Here is a 17,340-nt window from a genome sequence, read left to right as displayed (position 1 = left end):
CGGCCCGGTGCCTGGCTGGACATGCTGTGCTTCGCGGCGGTCCCCGGCGGGATGCCCGAGCCGCTGTCCGTCTCCGAGGAGACGGTGCGCGAGGTGCTGACCGGGGCCGGCTGGACGGTGACGGAGCTGACCCGGACCGTCTACTGGGGCGTGGCCGAGGCCACCCGCACCTTCCTGGAGAAGACCGGCGTCCAGGTGGAGATCGACGAGGCGGGACGCACCCAGCTACCGGTCTGGTCCGTCCTGGCCGAGCGCGCCTGACCCGCGCACGTCCGCCGCAGAGCAACGTTCCCCGAAAGAAGGTCTGCCGATGCCGACGACCGTCAAACCCGTGAAGCTGGACCTGGCCCGGCTGGAAGCGATGGCGGAGTCCGACTACTACAACCCGTACACGATCTTCGACTGGCCCGAGTCCCTCGGCACCGACCGGCCGTGGATGAGCGAGGACCTGGTCACGCTCGCCGGTACCGAGGAGTGGGGGAAGCTGACGCGGGAGCAGCAGCTCGCCCTGACCCGGTTCGAGGCGGTGAACTTCTTCAGCCTCAACGTGCACGGCATCCGCGAGCTGCTCAGCGAGGTCGTGCTCCGCATCCACACCAAGACCTACGCCGACGCCTCGGAGTTCCTCCACCACTTCATCGGTGAGGAGAACGAGCACATGTGGTTCTTCGGGACCTTCTGCCTGAAGTACGGCGGGAAGGTGTACCCGGCGGTGCCGCAGGTCGGTCCGGGCCGGATCGAGGGCGTGGGCGACGCGGCGACCGAACTGGTCATCTTCGCCCGCATCCTGATCTTCGAGGAGCTGGTCGACTACTTCAACGCCCGGATGGCGACGGACGATTCGCTGCCGCCCATCGCGCAGGAGATCAACCGGGTCCACCACCAGGACGAGAGCCGCCATGTCGCCTTCGGGCGGCACCTGTTCACCCAGCTGCTGGACCAGGTCAAGGAGAGCCGCCCGGAGGACATCCCGGTGCTGGCCAACTACCTGGAGACGTACCTGGAGTACAGCGTCCGCAGCCTGTACAACCCGGCCGTCTACCGCGACGCCGGGCTCGACCAGCCCCTCGAACTGCGCCGCCGCCTGCTGGAGCACCCGGCCCGGCACGAGGCGCACAACGCGATCCTCAACCGCACCCGCAAGTTCCTCGCCCGCAACGGCCTTCAGGTCCAAGGAGCATCGGCATGAGCGACGACAAGCTGACCAAGATCCTCACCTTCATCCACCAGCGCAACCCCGAGGTGGGCGAGCTGAACCTGGACGACGACCTGATCGACCGCCGCGCGGTGGACTCGCTGGCGTTCGTCGAGTTCCTCTACCTGCTGGAGGAGCTGAGCGGGGAGACCATCGACCCCGAGGAGATCGACGTCGAGGACTTCCGCACCCTGCGCGCCATCGACAAGCGCTTCCTGCACGGCGCGGCGGCGCACTGATGGGCACCGCCACGGGGACGACGGACAACGGCCTCGGCGTCCTCGGGCCGGACGAGCTGCGGCTGCTGCGCGCCTTCGACTCGCTGGTGCTGTCCTGGGCGCACGAGTGGGAGGCCGAGGAACGGCGCTACCCGTTCCTGCTGCGGCCGGCGGACCTGGAGTCCATCGACTACTACGAGAACTTCCCGCACCTGGGTCTGGCGGCCGTCGCGGCCGACCCGGCCCGGCTCGGGGAGCTGCGCGCCGGTGCCGCGGGCCCGCTGACGGAGCTGCCGGCCTCCGTGCTGGGCGACGCTGCGCTGGCCCTGCCGTCGGCCGCGTGTTACTCGGTCTACTTCGACCTGAAGAACCAGGCCCTTCCGGCGGCGGAGAACCGCTTCACCACCGTCGCCACCTGTTTCCGCAACGAGACGCGCTACGAGGGCCTGCGCAGGCTGCTCGGCTTCAGCATGCGCGAGATCGTGTTCGTCGGCTCGCCCGAGGGCGCCACCGAGCACCTGAAGCGGGCCAAGGAGCAGGTGCTGGGCCTCGCCGATCGGCTGGGCCTGAAGATGAGCACCGAGGTCGCCACCGACCCGTTCTTCGACCGCACCGGATCACGGGCCACGATGCAGCGCCTCTTCCCGGTGAAGGAGGAGTTCGTGGTGGACGGCCTGGCCATCGGGTCGGTGAACTACCACCGCAACTTCTTCGGGGAGCGCTGCGCGATCTCCCTGCCCGACGGAGCGCCCGCCTCCACCAGTTGCCTGGCCTTCGGGCTGGAGCGGTGGGTGCACGCGCTGACCACCCGGTTCGGTGACGCCCGGTCCGCCGCCGAGGCGGTCCTCGAAGCCGTCTGAGCCCCGCCCGCCCTCCGCCGAAAGTGAGCCGATGACCGACACGACCGTCGACGACGCCCTGGAGACCGGCGAGATCCAGGTGAGCGACGACATCCGGATAGCGTACGAGCGACGCGGGTCCGGCCCCGACATCGTCCTCGTCAACAACTTCTTCATGGACCGCAAGTCCTGGCGGTCCTACACCGCGAAGCTGGCCACCACGGCCCGGCTCACCTCCTACGACCTGCGTGGCCAGGGCGACTCCAGCCCGCACACCGGGGAGCCGGTGTGGGAGGACCACATCAGCGACCTGTTGGCCCTGTTCGACGGGCTGGGTCTGGAGAAGGCGATCCTGGTGGGCACGTCGTTCTCGACGCTGATCTGCCGGGACTTCGCCGTGGCCCACCCGGACCGGGTGCAGGGCCTGATCCTGGCGGGGCCGGCGATGAGCCCGCACGGCCCGCAGCGGCTGCGCCGGATCACCAAGTCCTGGCTGAAGACGCTGGAGACGTCCGGACTGGGCGTGCTGTACGAGCAGTTGTACCCGCTCGTCTCCGGTGACCGGGCGGTGGAGGAGGCGGGGCCCATCGGGTTCATGGGCCGCAAGCAGAACTTCCTCGGCATCCACACCGTGGAGTCCCTGCGCGCCGGGCTCGCGGTGTCGGTGAAGGCGCCGCTGGACCCGCAGATCATGACGAAGGTGGCGGCCCCGACCCTGCTGTTCGTCGGCGGGGACGACTTCTCGCTGAGCACGGACGCGGTGCGGGAGATGGTGGGGCTGTTCCCGGACGCCGTCACCGTCACCGTGCCGGACGGCGGGCATCTGGCCTTCCTGGAGGAGCCCGAGTGGTTCCAGCGGGAGGTGGAGTCGTTCATCGAGCGGGTCGCCGGGACGGGTGACTGAGACACCGCTTCCGGGGCTCCCGAGCGCATGGCTGCTCGGGAGCCCCGGCCGTGTCCTGCGGGTGGTGCTGGCGAGCGCCGCGGTCGCCCCGCCGGGCACCGGCGCGGCACAGCACCGGGCCGGCCGGGACGCGGTGGGCGCGGCGCTGCGGCGCGCGGGCAGCCCGGTGACGTCGGTGGGCCGCGCGTACAGCGGGGCGCCGGTGTGTCCGGCGGGGTTCCCGGCCTCGGTGACCCACAGCACCGCGCTGGCGGTGGCCGCCGTCGCGCCCGGCGCGCGCGGGGTGGGCGTGGACCTGGAGCCGCGCTGCCCGGACCTGAAGCTGCACCGGTTCCTGCTGGACGAGCGGGAGCGGGCCGAGCTGTGGCCCCGGGGCGATCCGCCGGGCCTGCGAAGGCTGTTCGCCGCGAAGGAGGCCGCCTTCAAGGCGCTCTCGGACTGTGCGGACGCGCATGGCGGGCTGTTCTGGCGGGTGCGGCTCGGCCTCCGTGACGGACGCCTGTGGGCGCGGGCCGGTGACCGGTACGCGCTGGTCGGGGAGCTGGCGGCACCGGCGTTCGCGCTGGCCGTGGCGGTCACCGCTGATCCATAACCAAAAGTTCGGCATCCCAGAAAAACTAGGTCTTGGACTTCTGATCGCATCGTCGGGACCATGACTGGGACGGCAGTGCCGCAGCGACCCCCGTCAGCGGCACTGTCGTCCCTCGACGAAAGGAACGGACCGTGCCCGCTCGCCCCGAACCGCCCACCGCGCGCGAGGACCTGAGTACGGCCGCCCGGCAACTGGCCGAGCGCGTCGGGGGTCCGCTGTTCGCCGAGGGCCAGGACGGCTACGACGAGGAACGCGCCCGCTATCAGACCCACCGGCCGCACCGGCCGGCGCTCGTCGTCGGCGCGGCCGAGCCCAAGGACGTCCAGCTCGCGGTGGAGTTCGCCGCCGCGCGCGACCTGCCGGTGGGCGTTCAGGCCACCGGGCACGCGCCCGCGCTGCCCGCGGACACCGGGGTCCTCGTCAGCACCCGCCGGATGACCGAGGTGCGCGTCGACCCGGCCGCCCGTACGGCCTTCCTGGGCGCCGGCGTGCGGTGGAAGCAGGTCGTGGAGGCGGCCGCGCCGCACGGTCTGGCCCCGCTCAGCGGCAGCGCCCCGGACGTGGGCGCGGTCGGCTACACCCTGGGCGGCGGAATCGGCCTGCTGGCCCGCAAGTTCGGGTACGCCGCCGACCACGTCCGGCGCGTGGAGTGCGTCACCGCCGACGGCCGGCCCCGCGAGGTCACCGCCGACAGCGACCCCGACCTGTTCTGGGCGCTGCGCGGCGGCCGCGACAACTTCGGCCTGGTCACCGGCCTCGAAGTGGAACTGGTCCCGGTGGCCGGGCTCTACGGCGGCGGCCTGTTCTTCGACGGCGCCTCGGCAGAGCGCGTCCTCAACGCGTACCTGCGCTGGACGGAGACGGTCCCCGAGGAGATGACCTCCTCCCTGGCCCTGGTCCCGCTGCCCGACGCCCCGACCCTGCCCCCGCCGCTGCGCGGGCGGTACGTGGTGCACGTCCGGATCGCCTACCTCGGCGACGCGGCCCGCGGGGAGCGGCTGGTCGCTCCGCTGCGGGCGCTCGGGCCACGGCTGGCGGACTCGGTGCGCGAGCTGCCGTACACCGAGTCGGGTTCCATCCACAACGACCCGGTGGCGCCGGCCGCGTACGTCGGGACCAACGCGATGCTCTCCGGGCTGGACGAGGGCGCGGTGCGTACCGTACTGGACCTCTCCGGGCCGGACGCACCGATCACCAGCATCGTCGAGGTGCGCCATCTGGGCGGCGCGCTGGCCCGGCCGCCGCGGGTGCCGAACTCCGTCGGTCACCGCTCGGCCCACTATCTGCTCGCGGTGCTCGACCGGGTCACCGACGACACCGCCGACACCGTCCGCGCCGCGCACACCCGGCTCACCGACGCCCTGTCCCCGCGCACCACGGGCCGCAACCTGAACTTCCTCTACGGCGCCGCCGCCACCCCGGACCAGGTGCGCCGGGCCTACGAACCCGGCGACTACGCGCGCCTCGGCCGGATCAAGGCCGCCCACGACCCCGGGAACCTCTTCCGGCTGAACCACAACATCCCGCCGAACCCCTCCCCGGCCCTTAGCTGACGGGCCGCGGCCGACCGCTCAGAACAGCAGAAGGAAAGATGATGGAAAAGAAATGGTGGACCCTGTTGGGGGTGTGCGGCGGGACGTTCATGCTCCTGCTGGACACCACCATCGTGTACGTCGTCATGCCCGATGTGCAGCGCGACCTGAACGCCAGCTTCGCCGACCTCCAGTGGGTGATCGACGGTTACGCGCTGGCGCTGGCCTCCTTCCTGCTGACGAGCGGCACGCTGGCCGACCGGTTCGGACGCAAGCGCCTCTACGCGATCGGCGTGGCCCTGTTCACGGTCGCCTCGCTGCTGTGCGGTGTGGCCCAGTCGCCGCTGATGCTGATCATGTCCCGGGTGCTCCAGGGCGTGGGCGGCTCGGTCATGTTCGCCACCGGTCTGGCGCTGCTCGCGGGCAGCTTCCAGGGCAAGGAACGCGGCATGGCGTTCGGTGTGTGGGGCATGGTCACCGGCCTCGCCTCCGCCATCGGCCCGGTGGCCGGCGGCCTGATCTCCAGCGGCATCAGCTGGCGGGGCATCTTCCTGGTCAACGTGCCGATCGGCGTCATCGTGGCCCTGATCATCGCGCTGCGCGTGGACGAGTCGAAGTCGCCGTTCGCCCGCAAGCTGGACTGGCCCGGCTTCGTCCTGCTCACCGGCGGCCTCGCCACCCTGGTCTACGGTCTGATCCGCGCCGGTGAGACCGAGTGGAGCGACGGCCGCGCGGTGACCGGCCTGGTGGTGGGCGCGGCGCTGCTGCTCGCCTTCCTGCTGGTGGAGGCGAAGTCCGAGCAGCCGATGTTCGACCTGAGGCTGTTCCGCATCCCCACCTTCGTCGGCGGTTCCATCGCCGCGTTCGCCATGAACGGCTCGCTGTTCGCGATGTTCCTGTTCCTGGCGATCTACTTCCAGGAGGCGCTGAACTACTCCTCGCTGGAGACGGGCCTGCGCCTGCTCACCGCCTCGCTGTCGATGCTGGTCGCCTCCCTGATCGCCGGGCGGCTCAGCGCCAAGGTGCAGCCCCGCTACATGATCGGTGTGGGGCTGCTGCTGGTCGGTGCCGCGCTGCTGCTGATGAGCGGGATCACCGAGTCCAGCGGCTGGGAGCACTTCATCCCCGGTCTGGTGCTGGGCGGTGTGGGCGCCGGTCTGGTCAACCCGCCGCTGGCCTCCACGGCCGTGGGCGTCGTGGACTTCTCCCGCTCCGGCATGGCGTCGGGTGTGAACGGCACCTTCCGTCAGCTCGGTGTGAGCGCGGGTGTCGCGGTGCTCGGCTCGACCTTCGCCGGTGTCATCAGCGACCGCTTCCGCGACGGCCTGCGCGGGGTGCCGGAACTGGCGGGCCGCAGCGACCAGTTGGCCGCGCTGACGCGGGGCGGCGAGACCGGTGAGGCGGTGCGGCTGGTGCCGGAGCAGTACGGGGAGAAGGTGCAGCAGATCGCCACGACCGGGTTCGTGGACGGCCTGAACACCCTGCTCGCCGTGTCGGCGGGCCTGGCCCTGCTCGGCGGTGTGCTGGCCCTGGTGCTGATCCGGCCCGCCGACTTCCAGGCGGCCCAGCAGCCGAAGCCCGCGACGAACGACGCTCCCGGTCAGTCGCCGGTGGCGGCGGAGAGCTGAGTCCGGTACACGAGAAGCGGGCCCGTCGGTCGCCGACGGGCCCGCTTTTCGTCTCGTCAGGTCACGCGCCGCTCATCGAGGCGACCTGCGTCGCAGCCGGCTCACCGAAGGACTGCCGGCAGTGCAGCAGGAGTTCGCGCAGGGCGGGGCTCTTGGTGGGTGCGGAGATCAGGGCGAGTACCGCGGGCACGTCGGCGTCGGTGATGGCGACGGTCTTGAGCCCCTTCTGATGGCCGGTCATCGACTCGGAGAGCACCGCGACGCCGAGGCCCCGCTCGGCCAGCTGCATCACCGCGCCGGGCGCGCTCGCCTGAAGCGCGATGGTGGGCGTGAGGCCCAGGGCGGCGGAAGCCTCGTCCAGCGTGGCCCGGATTCCGGTCCCCTCGGGCAGACAGACGAGCGGGAAGGCGCTCAGCTCGGCGAGGGTGACCCCGTCCTTCTCGGCCAGCGGATGCTCGTGCGGCACGGCGGCGACGATCGGCTCGCTGATCACCTGCCAGCCGTCCAGGTCGTCCGGCGCGCGGTGGGCGGCGCCGATCAGCGCCAGGTCGACGGTGCCCTCGCGGACGTACTCGACCAGCTTGGCGGAATCGTCCTCCAGCAGGCTGATCTCGACGCCGGGGTGGGCGAGATGGAAGCCGGACAGCGCGTCGAACAGCGGCTGGACCGTGCAGGCGGTGACCATGCCGACGACCAGCTTGCCCCGGACCAGGCCGTTCATCTCGTCCACGGCCTGCCGCAGCGAGTCCATCGAGGAGAGCACGGACTTGGCGTGCGCCAGCACCACCTCGCCGACGGCCGTGAGCTGCACACTGCGGCCGGAGCGGTCGAGCAGGGTGGCCCCGAGGTCGTTCTCCAGCTGGCGGATCTGGGCGCTGATCCCGGGCTGGCTGATATGCACCAGCTCCGCGGCCCTGGTGAAATTCGCTTCCTGCGCCACGGCGATGAAGTACCTGAGCTGCCTGATCTCCATAACTCCAAATTATCACGCCGATCCGGATGATTGATTGGACTTGTTCTCGGCCAGTGACGGAAAATTGCCACGTTGGCACCCGGACCGCAGGAAAGGATGATTGTGTCCGAGAACGAGAAGGCCCTGAAGCCGGAAGACCTCACCCGTCTCTTCGTGGAGCGCGCCAACGCGGGTGACGCCGCCGGCCTCGCCGCGCTGTACGACGAGGAGGCCGTGATGGCCTACCCGCCCGGCAGCACCACGGTGGGCCGGGAGGCGATCCGCCAGCTCTGGGAGAAGGTGCTGTCCAACGGACCGCGCTTCGAGCCCGAGGAGCCCCTGCCCACGCTGGTGTTCGGTGACATCGCGCTCACCTCGACGCCGCCCAAGGACGGTTCGGGCGCCCGTGCGCAGGTGGTCAAGCGCCAGGCGGACGGCAGCTGGCTGCGCATCATCGACCAGCCCGAGTTCCGCCCGCCGACGAGCTGACGGCCTGTCGTTTCTGGCCATCCTCGCCTGGGCGCCACCGGCCAGCACGCGGCTGGCGCCCGGTGCGCGACGCGGGACGCCCGGCCGAAAAACCTGTTGTCTCCCACGGGAGACCGGTTTCCGCCCGGACGGATTCGCTGAGCGCGCGTTGACGATTCACCGGCACCGGATATGGTGCACGGCAGCAGGTCCAGAGCCAAACGGGGGAGGCTCTTCACAGTGATACGCGATACTCGGCGCCGCTTTTCGGCGCGGCGGGTCCTTTTCCGGAGCCGCCCCTTCCAGCCCGGCCCTCTCGGTCCACGCCGCCCCTTGAGCGCGGCGCACCACCGGAGGCCGGGCTCTCGTGTATCCCCGGTCTGTTGTTACGGCCGGGTATTCGCGCACGGTCGCTGACCGCCCCGACACACCGTCGCCGGTTTCTCCCGGCATCCTCACGGGTGTCCCGAACCGGTCGACCGGTCTGTGGCCACGCGCGTCAATCTCGCATCTTTATGCCCCCGTACGGACATATGAACAGGAGATTGAGAATGGCTGTGACGGAAACCAGAGGAATTCACCTGGCCGCCCCGGTGATCTGTGAGTCGGCGGAAATGTGGAACGCACAGGCGGACAGCCTGCCGGTGACACGCGCGCCCATCGAGTCACTGTCGACCGACGACTCCCCCCGAATATCGGGGGAGAACGAGGAACACGTCCGGCACCTGGCGCAGTGCGTCTCGCCGCTGCCGCCGATCATCGTGCACCGCGCCACGCTCCGCGTCATCGACGGCGTCCACCGACTGCGGGCCGCCCGGCTCAACGGGCAGACCCATATCGACGTGCAGTACTTCGACGGCACCGCCAAGGACGCGTTCCTGCTGGCGGTGGAGCGCAACGCCCACCACGGGCTGCCGCTGACCCGCGCCGACCGCAACGCGGCCGCGCTGCGGATCATCCGCTCGCACCCGGACTGGTCGGACCGGATGATCGCGTCCGCCACCGGGCTGTCGCCGAAGACGGTGGGCTCGATCCGGCGTCGTTCGGGTGACGCAATTCCTCAGTTGAACGCGCGGATCGGCCGGGACGGCCGCTCGCGCCCGGTGGACAACTCCGAGCGGCGCCGGCTGGCGGGTGAATACGCCCGTACCCACCCGCAGGCCACGCTGCGCGAGATCGCCCGGGAGAGCGGGCTGTCCCTGGCGACCGCCCGCGACGTGCGCGAGCGCGTGCAGAAGGGCGCGAGTCCGACCCTCGGCGGGCGGCCGTCCAGCGGCCCGGTGCACAGGCCGGCCGCCCCGGCGCCCGCGTCGCGCGGTCCGGAGCAGGGCGGTGTGACGGCCTTCGCGCTGGCGGAGACCTTACTTCTGCTCAAGCGGGACCCGTCGATACGGCTCACCGAGCACGGCCGGTTCCTGCTGCGGCTGCTGGACACCCACGCGCTGGCGAACCGGCGCTGGGAGGAACTGGTGGACCGGATTCCGCCGCACTGCGCGGCCAAGGTCGCGGCCGCGGCCCGGGAATGCGCGGCCTCCTGGCGGGACGCGGCCCAGCAGTTGGAGGAGCGGGCCCGGGCGGTCGACGGACGGGGGGCGGTGAACACCATCGCCTGAATCCAGCGAGTCTCCCTATGCTCTCCGCATGACAATTCTGGTGACCGGGGCCACCGGCAAGACGGGCCGCCATGTATTACGGGAACTGCTGGCAGCGGGCGAAGAAGTACGTGTATTGACCCGTGATCCGGAAAGCGCGAAAGTTCCGTCCGGGACAGGTGTCGTACGCGGTGACCTGAGTGATCCGGAAAGTCTTTATCCGGCGCTCGACGGAGTGTCATCGGTATTCCTCTTCCCGGTTCTCGACGCCATTCCGGCATTCGCGGCGACGGCGAAGCGCGCGGGCGTGGAGAAGGTGGTGCTGTTCACCGGGGCCTGGGCCGCGGGACACACCGCCCGGGACCGGTCCTCCTGGGTGTACCCGAGGTACCGGGCGGCCGAGGCGGCGCTCGCGGAGAACGGACCGGCGCGGTGGACGGTCCTCCGGCCGGCGCCCTTCGCCACCAACGCGCTGTGGTGGGCACCGGGCGCGCGGGCGGACGGGGTGGTCCGGCTGCCCCATCCGGACGCCGTGTGCCCGGTGGTGCACGAGGCCGACCTCGCGGCGGCGGCCGTGGCCGCGCTGCGGTCGGACGGCCACCACGGGCGCTGGTACACGGTCACCGGGCCCGCGCCCGTCTCGCAGGCGGAGCAGGTCGCCGCCATCGCGGAGGCGAGCGGGCGGCCGCTGCGGGTGGCCAGGATCGACCCGGAGGTCTGGCGGTCCGAGACGGAGCGCTTCCTGCGGCCGGGGATCGTCGCGGACCTCCTGAACGAGTGGTCCCAGACCGAGGCCGACCCGGCCACCGCCCTGCCGATCACCTCGGCCGTGGAGGACCTCACCGGCCGGCCCGCGCGCACCTTCGACCGCTGGGCCGCGGACCACGCCGACGACTTCCGCTGATCCCGCCGATCCCGGACCGGCCCCGAAAGGACGTCATGGAGTACACCCAGCTAGGCCGCAGCGGTCTGCGCGTCTCCCGGCTCTGCCTCGGCACCATGAACTTCGGGGTGCACACCGAGGAGGCCGAGGCCCACCGCATCCTGGACGCCGCTCTGGAAGCGGGCGTCAACTTCGTGGACACCGCCGACCTGTACGGCTGGCCCGAGCACCCCGGCCTGACCGAGACGGTGATCGGCAACTGGCTCGCGCTGGGCGGGGGCCGCCGCGAGCGGACGGTGCTGGCCACCAAGGTGTACTCGGACATGGGCGACTGGCCCAACGAGGGCGGGCTGTCGGCGCTGCACATCCGCCGGGCGGTCGAGGCCAGCCTGCGGCGGCTGCGCACCGACCACATCGACCTGTACCAGATGCACCACGTCGACCGGTCCACCCCGTGGGACGAGATCTGGCAGGCCATGGACGTGCTGGTGACCCAGGGCAAGATCCTCTACGTCGGCTCCAGCAACTTCGCGGGCTGGCACCTGGCCGAGGCCCAGGAGACCGCGCGCGCCCGGCACCTGCCCGGCCCGGTGAGCGAGCAGTCCCACTACAACCTCCTGGAGCGCACCGTCGAGCTGGAGGTGATCCCGGCCGCCCGGCGCTACGGCGTCGGACTGCTCCCCTGGTCCCCGCTGCACAGCGGCCTCCTCGCCGGGGTGCTCCGCGACGAACGCCGGGGCGTGCGGCGCACGGCCGGGCGGGCCGCCGCCGCACTGACGAGGAGACGCCCGCAGATCCAGGAGTACGAGGACTTCGCCGCCGAGCTGGGCCAGGAGCCGGGGCATGTCGCGCTGGCCTGGCTGCTCGCCAACCCGGCCGTCACCGCGCCCGTCGTCGGCCCGCGCACGCCGGCCCAGTTGCACAGCGCCCTGGCCGCACTCGACGTCGAGCTGGAGCCGAAGGCGCTGGCCCGGCTCGACGAGATCTTCCCCGGTCACCGGCCCGCGCCCGAGGCGTACGCCTGGTGACACCCGGCCGGGGCACCCACCCGGCCACCCCGCACCGTCAGCAGCCGCTGCAACCCGAGGAGTGTCATGCCCCGCCGTCTGTTCACTTCGGAGTCCGTCACCGAGGGCCATCCCGACAAGATGGCCGACCGGATCAGCGACACGGTCCTCGACGCGCTGCTGGCGCGTGACCCGCGCTCGCGCGTCGCCGTGGAGACCCTGATCACCACCGGCCAGGTGCACGTGGCCGGCGAGGTCACCACGCGCGCCTGGGCCGACGTGCCCGCCCTGGTCCGCGAGGCCGTGCTCGACATCGGCTACGACGCCTCCGCGAAGGGCTTCGACGGCGCCTCCTGCGGGGTGTCCGTCTCCATCGGGGCCCAGTCCCCCGACATCGCGCGCGGTGTCGACGCGGACAGCGAGGACCTGCTGGCCGCCCAGGGCGCCGGGGACCAGGGCCTGATGTTCGGCTACGCGACGGACGAGACCCCGGAGCTGATGCCGCTCCCGATCCGGCTGGCGCACCGGCTGGCCCAGCGGCTCACCGACGTGCGCCGCTCCGGGAACATGCCGTACCTCAGGCCCGACGGGAAGACCCAGGTCACCGTGGAGTACGACGGGGACCGGGCGGTCCGGCTGGACACGGTCGTCGTCTCGGCGCAGCACGCGGCGGACGTCTCGCTGGAGGACCTGCTGGTGCCCGAGGTGCGCCGGAACGTGGTCGACGTGGAGCTGGCGCGGCTGGCCGGCGAGGGCATCGAACTCGACACCGAGGGCTGCCGGTTGCTGGTGAATCCCACCGGGCGCTTCCACATCGGGGGCCCGATGGGCGACGCGGGGCTGACCGGCCGGAAGATCATCATCGACACCTACGGCGGGATGGCACGCCACGGGGGCGGCGCCTTCTCGGGCAAGGACCCGTCCAAGGTGGACCGCAGTGCCGCGTACGCCATGCGCTGGGTGGCGAAGAACGTCGTGGCCGCCGGTCTCGCCGCGCGCTGCGAGGTGCAGGTCGCGTACGCCATCGGGCGGGCCGAGCCGGTGGGGCTGTTCATCGAGACCTTCGGCACCCACCGGGTCGGCGTCGACGCGATCGGCAAGGCCATCGACGAGGTCTTCGACCTGCGCCCGGCGGCCATCATCCGCGACCTCGACCTGCTGCGGCCGATCTACGCCCGGACTGCGGCGTACGGCCATTTCGGCCGCGAGCTGCCCGACTTCACCTGGGAGCGGACGGACCGGGCGGAGGCGCTCCGCGCGGTGGCCGGCCTGTAGCCACAACAGGTGCGCCCCGCCCGGGACATGGACGGGGCGCACCTTTGTGTGCCTGCGGTCAGGCGGGCAGCGTGCGGGCGATCTCCGTGAGGGCGGCCTCGGCACGCTGGTGCAGGCCGCCGCCGAAAGTGACACGGGCGGCACCCAGCCGGCCCAGCTCCGCGGGGGCCGGCCCGTTCGGCAGGTACAGGGCGTTCAGCGGGGCCGGGACGCCCTTGGCCAGCTCGGGCAGCAGCTCGGCCGGGGCCAGGATCGGATAGACGACGTCCGCCCCCGCCTCGGCGTACAGGCGGCCCCGGCTGATCGCCTCCTCCGCGTCGCTCGCCCCGTGCAGGAACGTGTCCACGCGGGCGTTGAGCACCACCCGGCCTCCCGCGGCCGCCACGAACTCCGCCAGCCAGTCGGCGTGTTCGCGGGCGTCCTTGAGCTTGCCGGAGGCATGGTCGGTGTCCTCCAGATTGCATCCGACCGCCCCCACGCCGAGCAGCCGCTCCACGATTCGGTCCGGTGCGAGCCCGTAGCCGTCCTCGATGTCGACGGTCACCGGGACGTCGACGGCGCGGATGATCCGCGCGAGCGCCTCGAACACCTCGTCCGCCGGGGCGGCTCCCCCGTCGTCGTACCCGAGCACAGCGGCCACCGCGGCACTGGAGGTGGCCAGCACCCGGTGCCCGGCATCCGCGAACACCCGGGCACTCACCGCGTCCCAGACGTTGGGGATCACCAGCGGATCACCGGGTTCCGGCCGCCGGTGCAGCTCACGGAACTCCTCGGTCCGGGTACGACTGGACACAGACGCCTCCTGAAGACGGTCACCACGAACGAGCAGCCGCCAGCGTAGGCAACGGGGGGTGCGTACGTCCCGTGGCACGGTCAGCGTTTCAGCGACCGGTCCACCAGCGCCCCCGCCCCACCCGTGTACCGAGCCGGATCGAGCAGTCCGGCCAACTCCCCGCCGTCCAGCACACCCTTCAACTCGGGCAGCTTCGCGAGCACTTCGCCCAGCGGCACCCCCTCCTCCGCTGCGCGCCCCGACGCCTGGCTCAGCAGGCGCCGCGCTTCCGCCTTGCCGAGGCGGGGTGCCAGGACCGCGGCGAGGCGCTCCGAGACGATCTGGCCGCCGGTCAGGGCCAGGTTGGCGCGCATGCGGTCGGGGTGGACGGTGAGGCCGCGGGCGAGGTCGAGGGCGGTGTGGGCGGCACCTCCTGTCAGGCGGAGGGACTCGCGGAGGAGGGTCCACTCGGCGTGCCAGGCCCCCGCGGACCGCTCGTCCTCGGTGGTGAGGCACTGCGTCAGCCCGGCAGCCAGCACCGGTACCTGGAGTGCGGCCGAGCGGACCAGCGTGGCGAGGACCGGGTTGCGTTTGTGGGGCATGGCGGAGGAGGCCCCCCGGCCGGCCGGGGCGGGCTCGGCCGCCTCACCGACCTCCGTGCGGGCCAGTACCTGGACATCGACCGCGATCTTGCCCAGCGCGGCCGCCGTGTGGGCGAGGGCCGCACCCAGGTCGGCCACCGGCGTACGCAGGGCGTGCCAGGGCAGGACGGGCCGGGCGAGGCCGGTCTCGTCGGCGTAGGCGGCGGTGAGGGCGTCCAGGTAGCCGCCGGGATCACCGGCGCCGGTGGCGCCGTCGAGGCGGGCGTACTCCAGGTATCCGGCGAGGGTGCCCGCCGCGCCGCCGAGCGCGACCGGCAGGCCCTGGTCCAGGACGCGGCCGAGCCGGTCGGCGGAGTCCAGTACCAGGGACCGCCAGCCCGCCGCCTTGAGCCCGAAGGTGGTGGGCACGGCGTGCAGGGCGAGCGTACGCCCGGCCATGACGGTGTCCCGGTGCTCTCCGGCGAGGCGGGCCAGTTCCCCGGCGGCGGCGCGCAGATCGGCGACGGTGAGGCGCAGCGCGCGGGCGGCCACCAGCATGGTGCCGGTGTCGAGGATGTCCTGACTGGTGGAGCCCCGGTGGACGTACTCGGCGGCGGCCGGGTCGACGGCGGCGACCACGGCGGTGAAGGCGCGCACCAGCCCGACCACCGGGTTGGCGGTCTCCCGGGCCGCGAGGGCGAGCGCGCGGGCGTCCAGCCGGCGTGCGTCGGCGGCCTCGGTGATGACGGCGGCGGCAAAGGCGGGTACGGCGCCGAGCCGGGCCTGCGCCCGGGCCAGCGCGGCCTCGGCGTCCAGCATGGCCTGGAGCCACGCCAGGTCCCCGGTCGCCTCCTCCGCCGGCACCCCGGCCCGTACCGGGGACAGCAGGCCGACGTCGAGTCCGGCGCTCATGCCGTCACCTCCGCCGGTCCGGCGGACACCGGGGCGGGCAGGGACAGTACGGCGTGCGCGATGGCGTCGGAATCCTCCAGGGTCACGGAGCCCACGCCGGGCCGGATGCCCGCCGCGGTGACCCAGTGCACGGCCTCGGTGGGGACGCCGTAGGCGAAGCGCCGGGGGTGGGCGCGTCCGGCGGCGTCCACGAGCCGGTAGGGGCGCGTCGACACGTCGAGCCCGCCGGTCTCGTACACCCCGCCGTGCGCGGTGGGTATCCGGTGCGGGCGGCACTGGCCGGTGCGCAGCAGGTGGCGCAGCAGCGGGTCGGCGGTGCGCAGCAGGTCGGGCTCGGGCAGCCGGGCCTCGATGAGCGCGGCGAAGGGCGGGGCGACGTCCGCTCCGCCGAGGGTGCGGGCGAGGAAGGCGGGGTCGTCGGCCGCGGTGTCCACGAGCAGGCCGGGCGGCAGGATCTCCACGATCCCGGCCTCGATGAGCGCGGTGAGTTCCTCGATGCGGGAGGCGGGCGGGCCGATGGAGAGGAAGGCGTTGAGCGGGGTGTACCAGGCGTGCAGCTGGTCGCGGTAGGAGGCGCCGTCGATGCCGTCGTGGTCCACCACGAGACGGATCTCGTTGCGCAGGTCGCGCAGCACGTCCAGGGCGGCCTTCAGGGGGCCGGTGACGTTCCCCGCGCGCGCGTCGGCGACGTCCTGGCGCAGATGCCCGAGCAGCCAGGCGCGGTAGTCGGCCACGGACGTGAACTCCCGCTCCCCGTAGGGCCGGGCGATCCGCGCCCAGTCCCAGCGGCTGGCCGGGCCGATGCCGGCCGCGTCGAGGAACGCGTCCTCCTCGCTCTCCGGGACGTGCGGGTAGGCGTCCGCGAAGGCGGTGGCGTCCTGCCCACGCGCGGTGAGCAGGGCCGCGTAGTAGACGCCCTGGACCTCGCGGGCGATCAGCGGCCACAGGTCGGCCCGGAAGCTCAACCGCTCGCCGCGCCGGGCACGTTCACGCAGTGCGGCGACCCTGTCCTGGTCCAGCAGCCGTGGCTCGTGGCGCCCGTGCGCGCCCTTCTGGTTCTCGCCGCGCGCGTGGTACGGCACCCCGCGCCGGGAGCCCGCGAACATGCGGGGTTCCTCGCCGGAGGCCCGGTACACCAGCCGGTCGCCGGCCCGCGCGAAGGAGCCACCCCGGCCGAGCGTGAACAGGGCGAGGTAGTCGAAGAAGTTGAGGCCGAGCCCGCGCAGCAGCACCGGCTGCCCGGCGCCGATGCCGGAGAGGTCGTGGTCGGCGGGGTTGGCGGGTGGCAGATAGGTCAGCCCGTGCGTGGCGGCGAAGTCCGCGAACCGACGGGTCTCGTCGCCGGGCTGGTTCGGGAGGTGGCCGAGGGCGAGGACGACGGCGTCTAGCCCGGTCAGCCTGGTGCCGTCGGCCAGGAGCACGCTCTGCGGTCCCCCCGGCACCGGCCCGGTGTCATCCAGGGCGACGGCGCGCGAGGCGTGCACCCGGACGGTGATGTGGGCGGGGGCGGTGGCGAGGAGACGCCGGAAGACCCAGCGCAGGTAGTGGCCGTAGAAGGCGCGGGTCGGGTAGGAGTCGGGGCCGAGGGCGCGGGCCTCGGCGGCGATCGACTCGTCGGCGGTACCGGTCGCGGCGAGGCGGCGCGCCCACTCGTACAGGCTGGGGCCGTCCTCGACCGGGCCGGCGATGTCGACGCTGTGGTCGGTGAACAGGGTGACCTGGGAGGCCACGGTGTTCATCAGCAGGTGCGGGGACTGCGTCGTGCGCCAGACCCGGCCCGGTCCCGGGGGCGAGGGGTCGACGAGGTGGACGGTGAGCCGCTCGCGCGAGGGCGACTTGCGTTCCTGGGCGAGCAGCCGCTCCAGGACGGACACGCCGCGGGGTCCCGCCCCGACGACGCAGATCTCCGAGGGTGTGCTGATCAAGGGGTCACTCTCCGCTGGGCTGTGGAGTGGGCGTGCCCGGTCCGGGGACCGGGCACGCCCACTCC

At 72.5% G+C, this 17,340-nt stretch carries 17 protein-coding genes; 13 read left to right on the top strand and 4 right to left on the bottom strand.

Annotated features, from left to right (window positions below):
- From CCN33_RS32020 to CCN33_RS14100, 8 genes are all read left to right on the top strand, one after another.
- Positions 1 to 261, top strand: a 261-nt coding sequence (locus CCN33_RS32020; RefSeq protein ID WP_244173800.1) for a hypothetical protein, incomplete at its 5' end; no start/stop codon positions are given.
- 49 nt (positions 262 to 310) lie between these two features.
- Entirely contained in the window at positions 311 to 1,189 is an 879-nt protein-coding gene (locus CCN33_RS14130; protein ID WP_086693983.1) for a diiron oxygenase, read from the top strand.
- Entirely contained in the window at positions 1,186 to 1,434 is a 249-nt protein-coding gene (locus tag CCN33_RS14125; protein ID WP_051887550.1) for a hypothetical protein, read from the top strand. The genes CCN33_RS14130 and CCN33_RS14125 overlap by 4 nt, the downstream gene beginning before the upstream one ends.
- Positions 1,434 to 2,273, top strand: coding sequence for a class-II aminoacyl-tRNA synthetase family protein (locus tag CCN33_RS14120; protein ID WP_086693982.1), 840 nt, complete (start codon positions 1,434 to 1,436; stop codon positions 2,271 to 2,273). Before CCN33_RS14125 ends, CCN33_RS14120 begins: the two co-directional genes overlap by 1 nt.
- A 31-nt stretch (positions 2,274 to 2,304) precedes the next feature.
- Complete coding sequence (locus CCN33_RS14115) at positions 2,305 to 3,156, top strand: alpha/beta fold hydrolase (protein WP_086693981.1); 852 nt, start codon at positions 2,305 to 2,307, stop codon at positions 3,154 to 3,156.
- The gene (locus tag CCN33_RS14110) at positions 3,149 to 3,748 is read left to right on the top strand and encodes a 4'-phosphopantetheinyl transferase superfamily protein (RefSeq protein ID WP_167387850.1); all 600 of its coding nucleotides are present in this window, start codon (positions 3,149 to 3,151) and stop codon (positions 3,746 to 3,748) included. Before CCN33_RS14115 ends, CCN33_RS14110 begins: the two co-directional genes overlap by 8 nt.
- A gap of 131 nt (positions 3,749 to 3,879) precedes the next feature.
- A complete protein-coding gene (locus CCN33_RS14105) occupies positions 3,880 to 5,301 on the top strand; it encodes an FAD-binding oxidoreductase (RefSeq protein ID WP_086693979.1) in 1,422 nt (473 codons plus the stop codon).
- 41 nt (positions 5,302 to 5,342) lie between these two features.
- Complete coding sequence (locus CCN33_RS14100) at positions 5,343 to 6,908, top strand: MFS transporter (RefSeq protein WP_086693978.1); 1,566 nt, start codon at positions 5,343 to 5,345, stop codon at positions 6,906 to 6,908.
- 61 nt (positions 6,909 to 6,969) lie between these two features.
- On the opposite strand, the gene CCN33_RS14095 is transcribed toward CCN33_RS14100, so the two are convergent.
- Positions 6,970 to 7,881 carry a LysR family transcriptional regulator gene (locus CCN33_RS14095; protein ID WP_086693977.1) on the bottom strand — a complete coding sequence of 304 codons (912 nt, stop codon included), beginning with the start codon at positions 7,879 to 7,881 and terminating at the stop codon, positions 6,970 to 6,972.
- Between the two features lie 102 nt (positions 7,882 to 7,983).
- On the opposite strand from CCN33_RS14095, the gene CCN33_RS14090 reads away from it, so the two are divergent.
- The 5 genes from CCN33_RS14090 (at position 7,984) to metK (ending at position 13,085) form a co-directional block, all read left to right on the top strand.
- Positions 7,984 to 8,349 carry a YybH family protein gene (locus tag CCN33_RS14090; protein ID WP_086693976.1) on the top strand — a complete coding sequence of 122 codons (366 nt, stop codon included), beginning with the start codon at positions 7,984 to 7,986 and terminating at the stop codon, positions 8,347 to 8,349.
- 530 nt (positions 8,350 to 8,879) lie between these two features.
- Positions 8,880 to 9,941, top strand: a complete 1,062-nt coding sequence (locus CCN33_RS14085; protein WP_244173799.1) for a ParB/RepB/Spo0J family partition protein — start codon at positions 8,880 to 8,882, stop codon at positions 9,939 to 9,941.
- Positions 9,942 to 9,969: 28 nt separating this feature from the next.
- Positions 9,970 to 10,824 (top strand): SDR family oxidoreductase, encoded by an 855-nt coding sequence (locus CCN33_RS14080; protein WP_086693974.1) that lies wholly within the window; start codon positions 9,970 to 9,972, stop codon positions 10,822 to 10,824.
- A 35-nt stretch (positions 10,825 to 10,859) separates the two neighbouring features.
- A complete protein-coding gene (locus CCN33_RS14075) occupies positions 10,860 to 11,831 on the top strand; it encodes an aldo/keto reductase (protein WP_086693973.1) in 972 nt (323 codons plus the stop codon).
- 66 nt (positions 11,832 to 11,897) lie between these two features.
- Positions 11,898 to 13,085 carry a methionine adenosyltransferase gene (gene metK / locus CCN33_RS14070; protein ID WP_086693972.1) on the top strand — a complete coding sequence of 396 codons (1,188 nt, stop codon included), beginning with the start codon at positions 11,898 to 11,900 and terminating at the stop codon, positions 13,083 to 13,085.
- A gap of 58 nt (positions 13,086 to 13,143) precedes the next feature.
- Here metK and CCN33_RS14065 read toward each other — a convergent pair whose 3' ends face one another.
- From CCN33_RS14065 to CCN33_RS14055, 3 genes are all read right to left on the bottom strand, one after another.
- Positions 13,144 to 13,878, bottom strand: a complete 735-nt coding sequence (locus CCN33_RS14065) for an isocitrate lyase/PEP mutase family protein (RefSeq protein ID WP_208621754.1) — start codon at positions 13,876 to 13,878, stop codon at positions 13,144 to 13,146.
- A gap of 80 nt (positions 13,879 to 13,958) precedes the next feature.
- Positions 13,959 to 15,350: a nitrosuccinate lyase gene (locus tag CCN33_RS14060; RefSeq protein ID WP_086693971.1), complete on the bottom strand. Its 1,392-nt coding sequence runs from the start codon at positions 15,348 to 15,350 to the stop codon at positions 13,959 to 13,961.
- Positions 15,347 to 17,275, bottom strand: coding sequence for an FAD/NAD(P)-binding protein (locus CCN33_RS14055; RefSeq protein ID WP_086693970.1), 1,929 nt, complete (start codon positions 17,273 to 17,275; stop codon positions 15,347 to 15,349). The genes CCN33_RS14060 and CCN33_RS14055 overlap by 4 nt, the downstream gene beginning before the upstream one ends.
- Positions 17,276 to 17,340 lie beyond the last annotated feature (65 nt).

This window comes from Streptomyces recifensis (assembly GCF_002154615.1).
GTDB lineage: Bacteria > Actinomycetota > Actinomycetes > Streptomycetales > Streptomycetaceae > Streptomyces > Streptomyces griseoluteus.
This window is presented reverse-complemented; position numbering and strand designations above follow the sequence as displayed.

What these genes read in the sequence shown, in the direction of transcription:
- CCN33_RS14130 (WP_086693983.1), top strand. Translation starts at nt 311, where the DNA reads ATGCCGACGACCGTCAAACCCGTGAAGCTGGACCTGGCCCGGCTGGAA.
- CCN33_RS14125 (WP_051887550.1), top strand. Translation starts at nt 1,186, where the DNA reads ATGAGCGACGACAAGCTGACCAAGATCCTCACCTTCATCCACCAGCGC.
- CCN33_RS14120 (WP_086693982.1), top strand. Translation starts at nt 1,434, where the DNA reads ATGGGCACCGCCACGGGGACGACGGACAACGGCCTCGGCGTCCTCGGG.
- CCN33_RS14115 (WP_086693981.1), top strand. Translation starts at nt 2,305, where the DNA reads ATGACCGACACGACCGTCGACGACGCCCTGGAGACCGGCGAGATCCAG.
- CCN33_RS14100 (WP_086693978.1), top strand. Translation starts at nt 5,343, where the DNA reads ATGGAAAAGAAATGGTGGACCCTGTTGGGGGTGTGCGGCGGGACGTTC.
- CCN33_RS14095 (WP_086693977.1), bottom strand. Translation starts at nt 7,881, where the DNA reads ATGGAGATCAGGCAGCTCAGGTACTTCATCGCCGTGGCGCAGGAAGCG.
- CCN33_RS14085 (WP_244173799.1), top strand. Translation starts at nt 8,880, where the DNA reads ATGGCTGTGACGGAAACCAGAGGAATTCACCTGGCCGCCCCGGTGATC.
- CCN33_RS14080 (WP_086693974.1), top strand. Translation starts at nt 9,970, where the DNA reads ATGACAATTCTGGTGACCGGGGCCACCGGCAAGACGGGCCGCCATGTA.
- CCN33_RS14075 (WP_086693973.1), top strand. Translation starts at nt 10,860, where the DNA reads ATGGAGTACACCCAGCTAGGCCGCAGCGGTCTGCGCGTCTCCCGGCTC.
- metK (WP_086693972.1), top strand. Translation starts at nt 11,898, where the DNA reads ATGCCCCGCCGTCTGTTCACTTCGGAGTCCGTCACCGAGGGCCATCCC.
- CCN33_RS14060 (WP_086693971.1), bottom strand. Translation starts at nt 15,350, where the DNA reads ATGAGCGCCGGACTCGACGTCGGCCTGCTGTCCCCGGTACGGGCCGGG.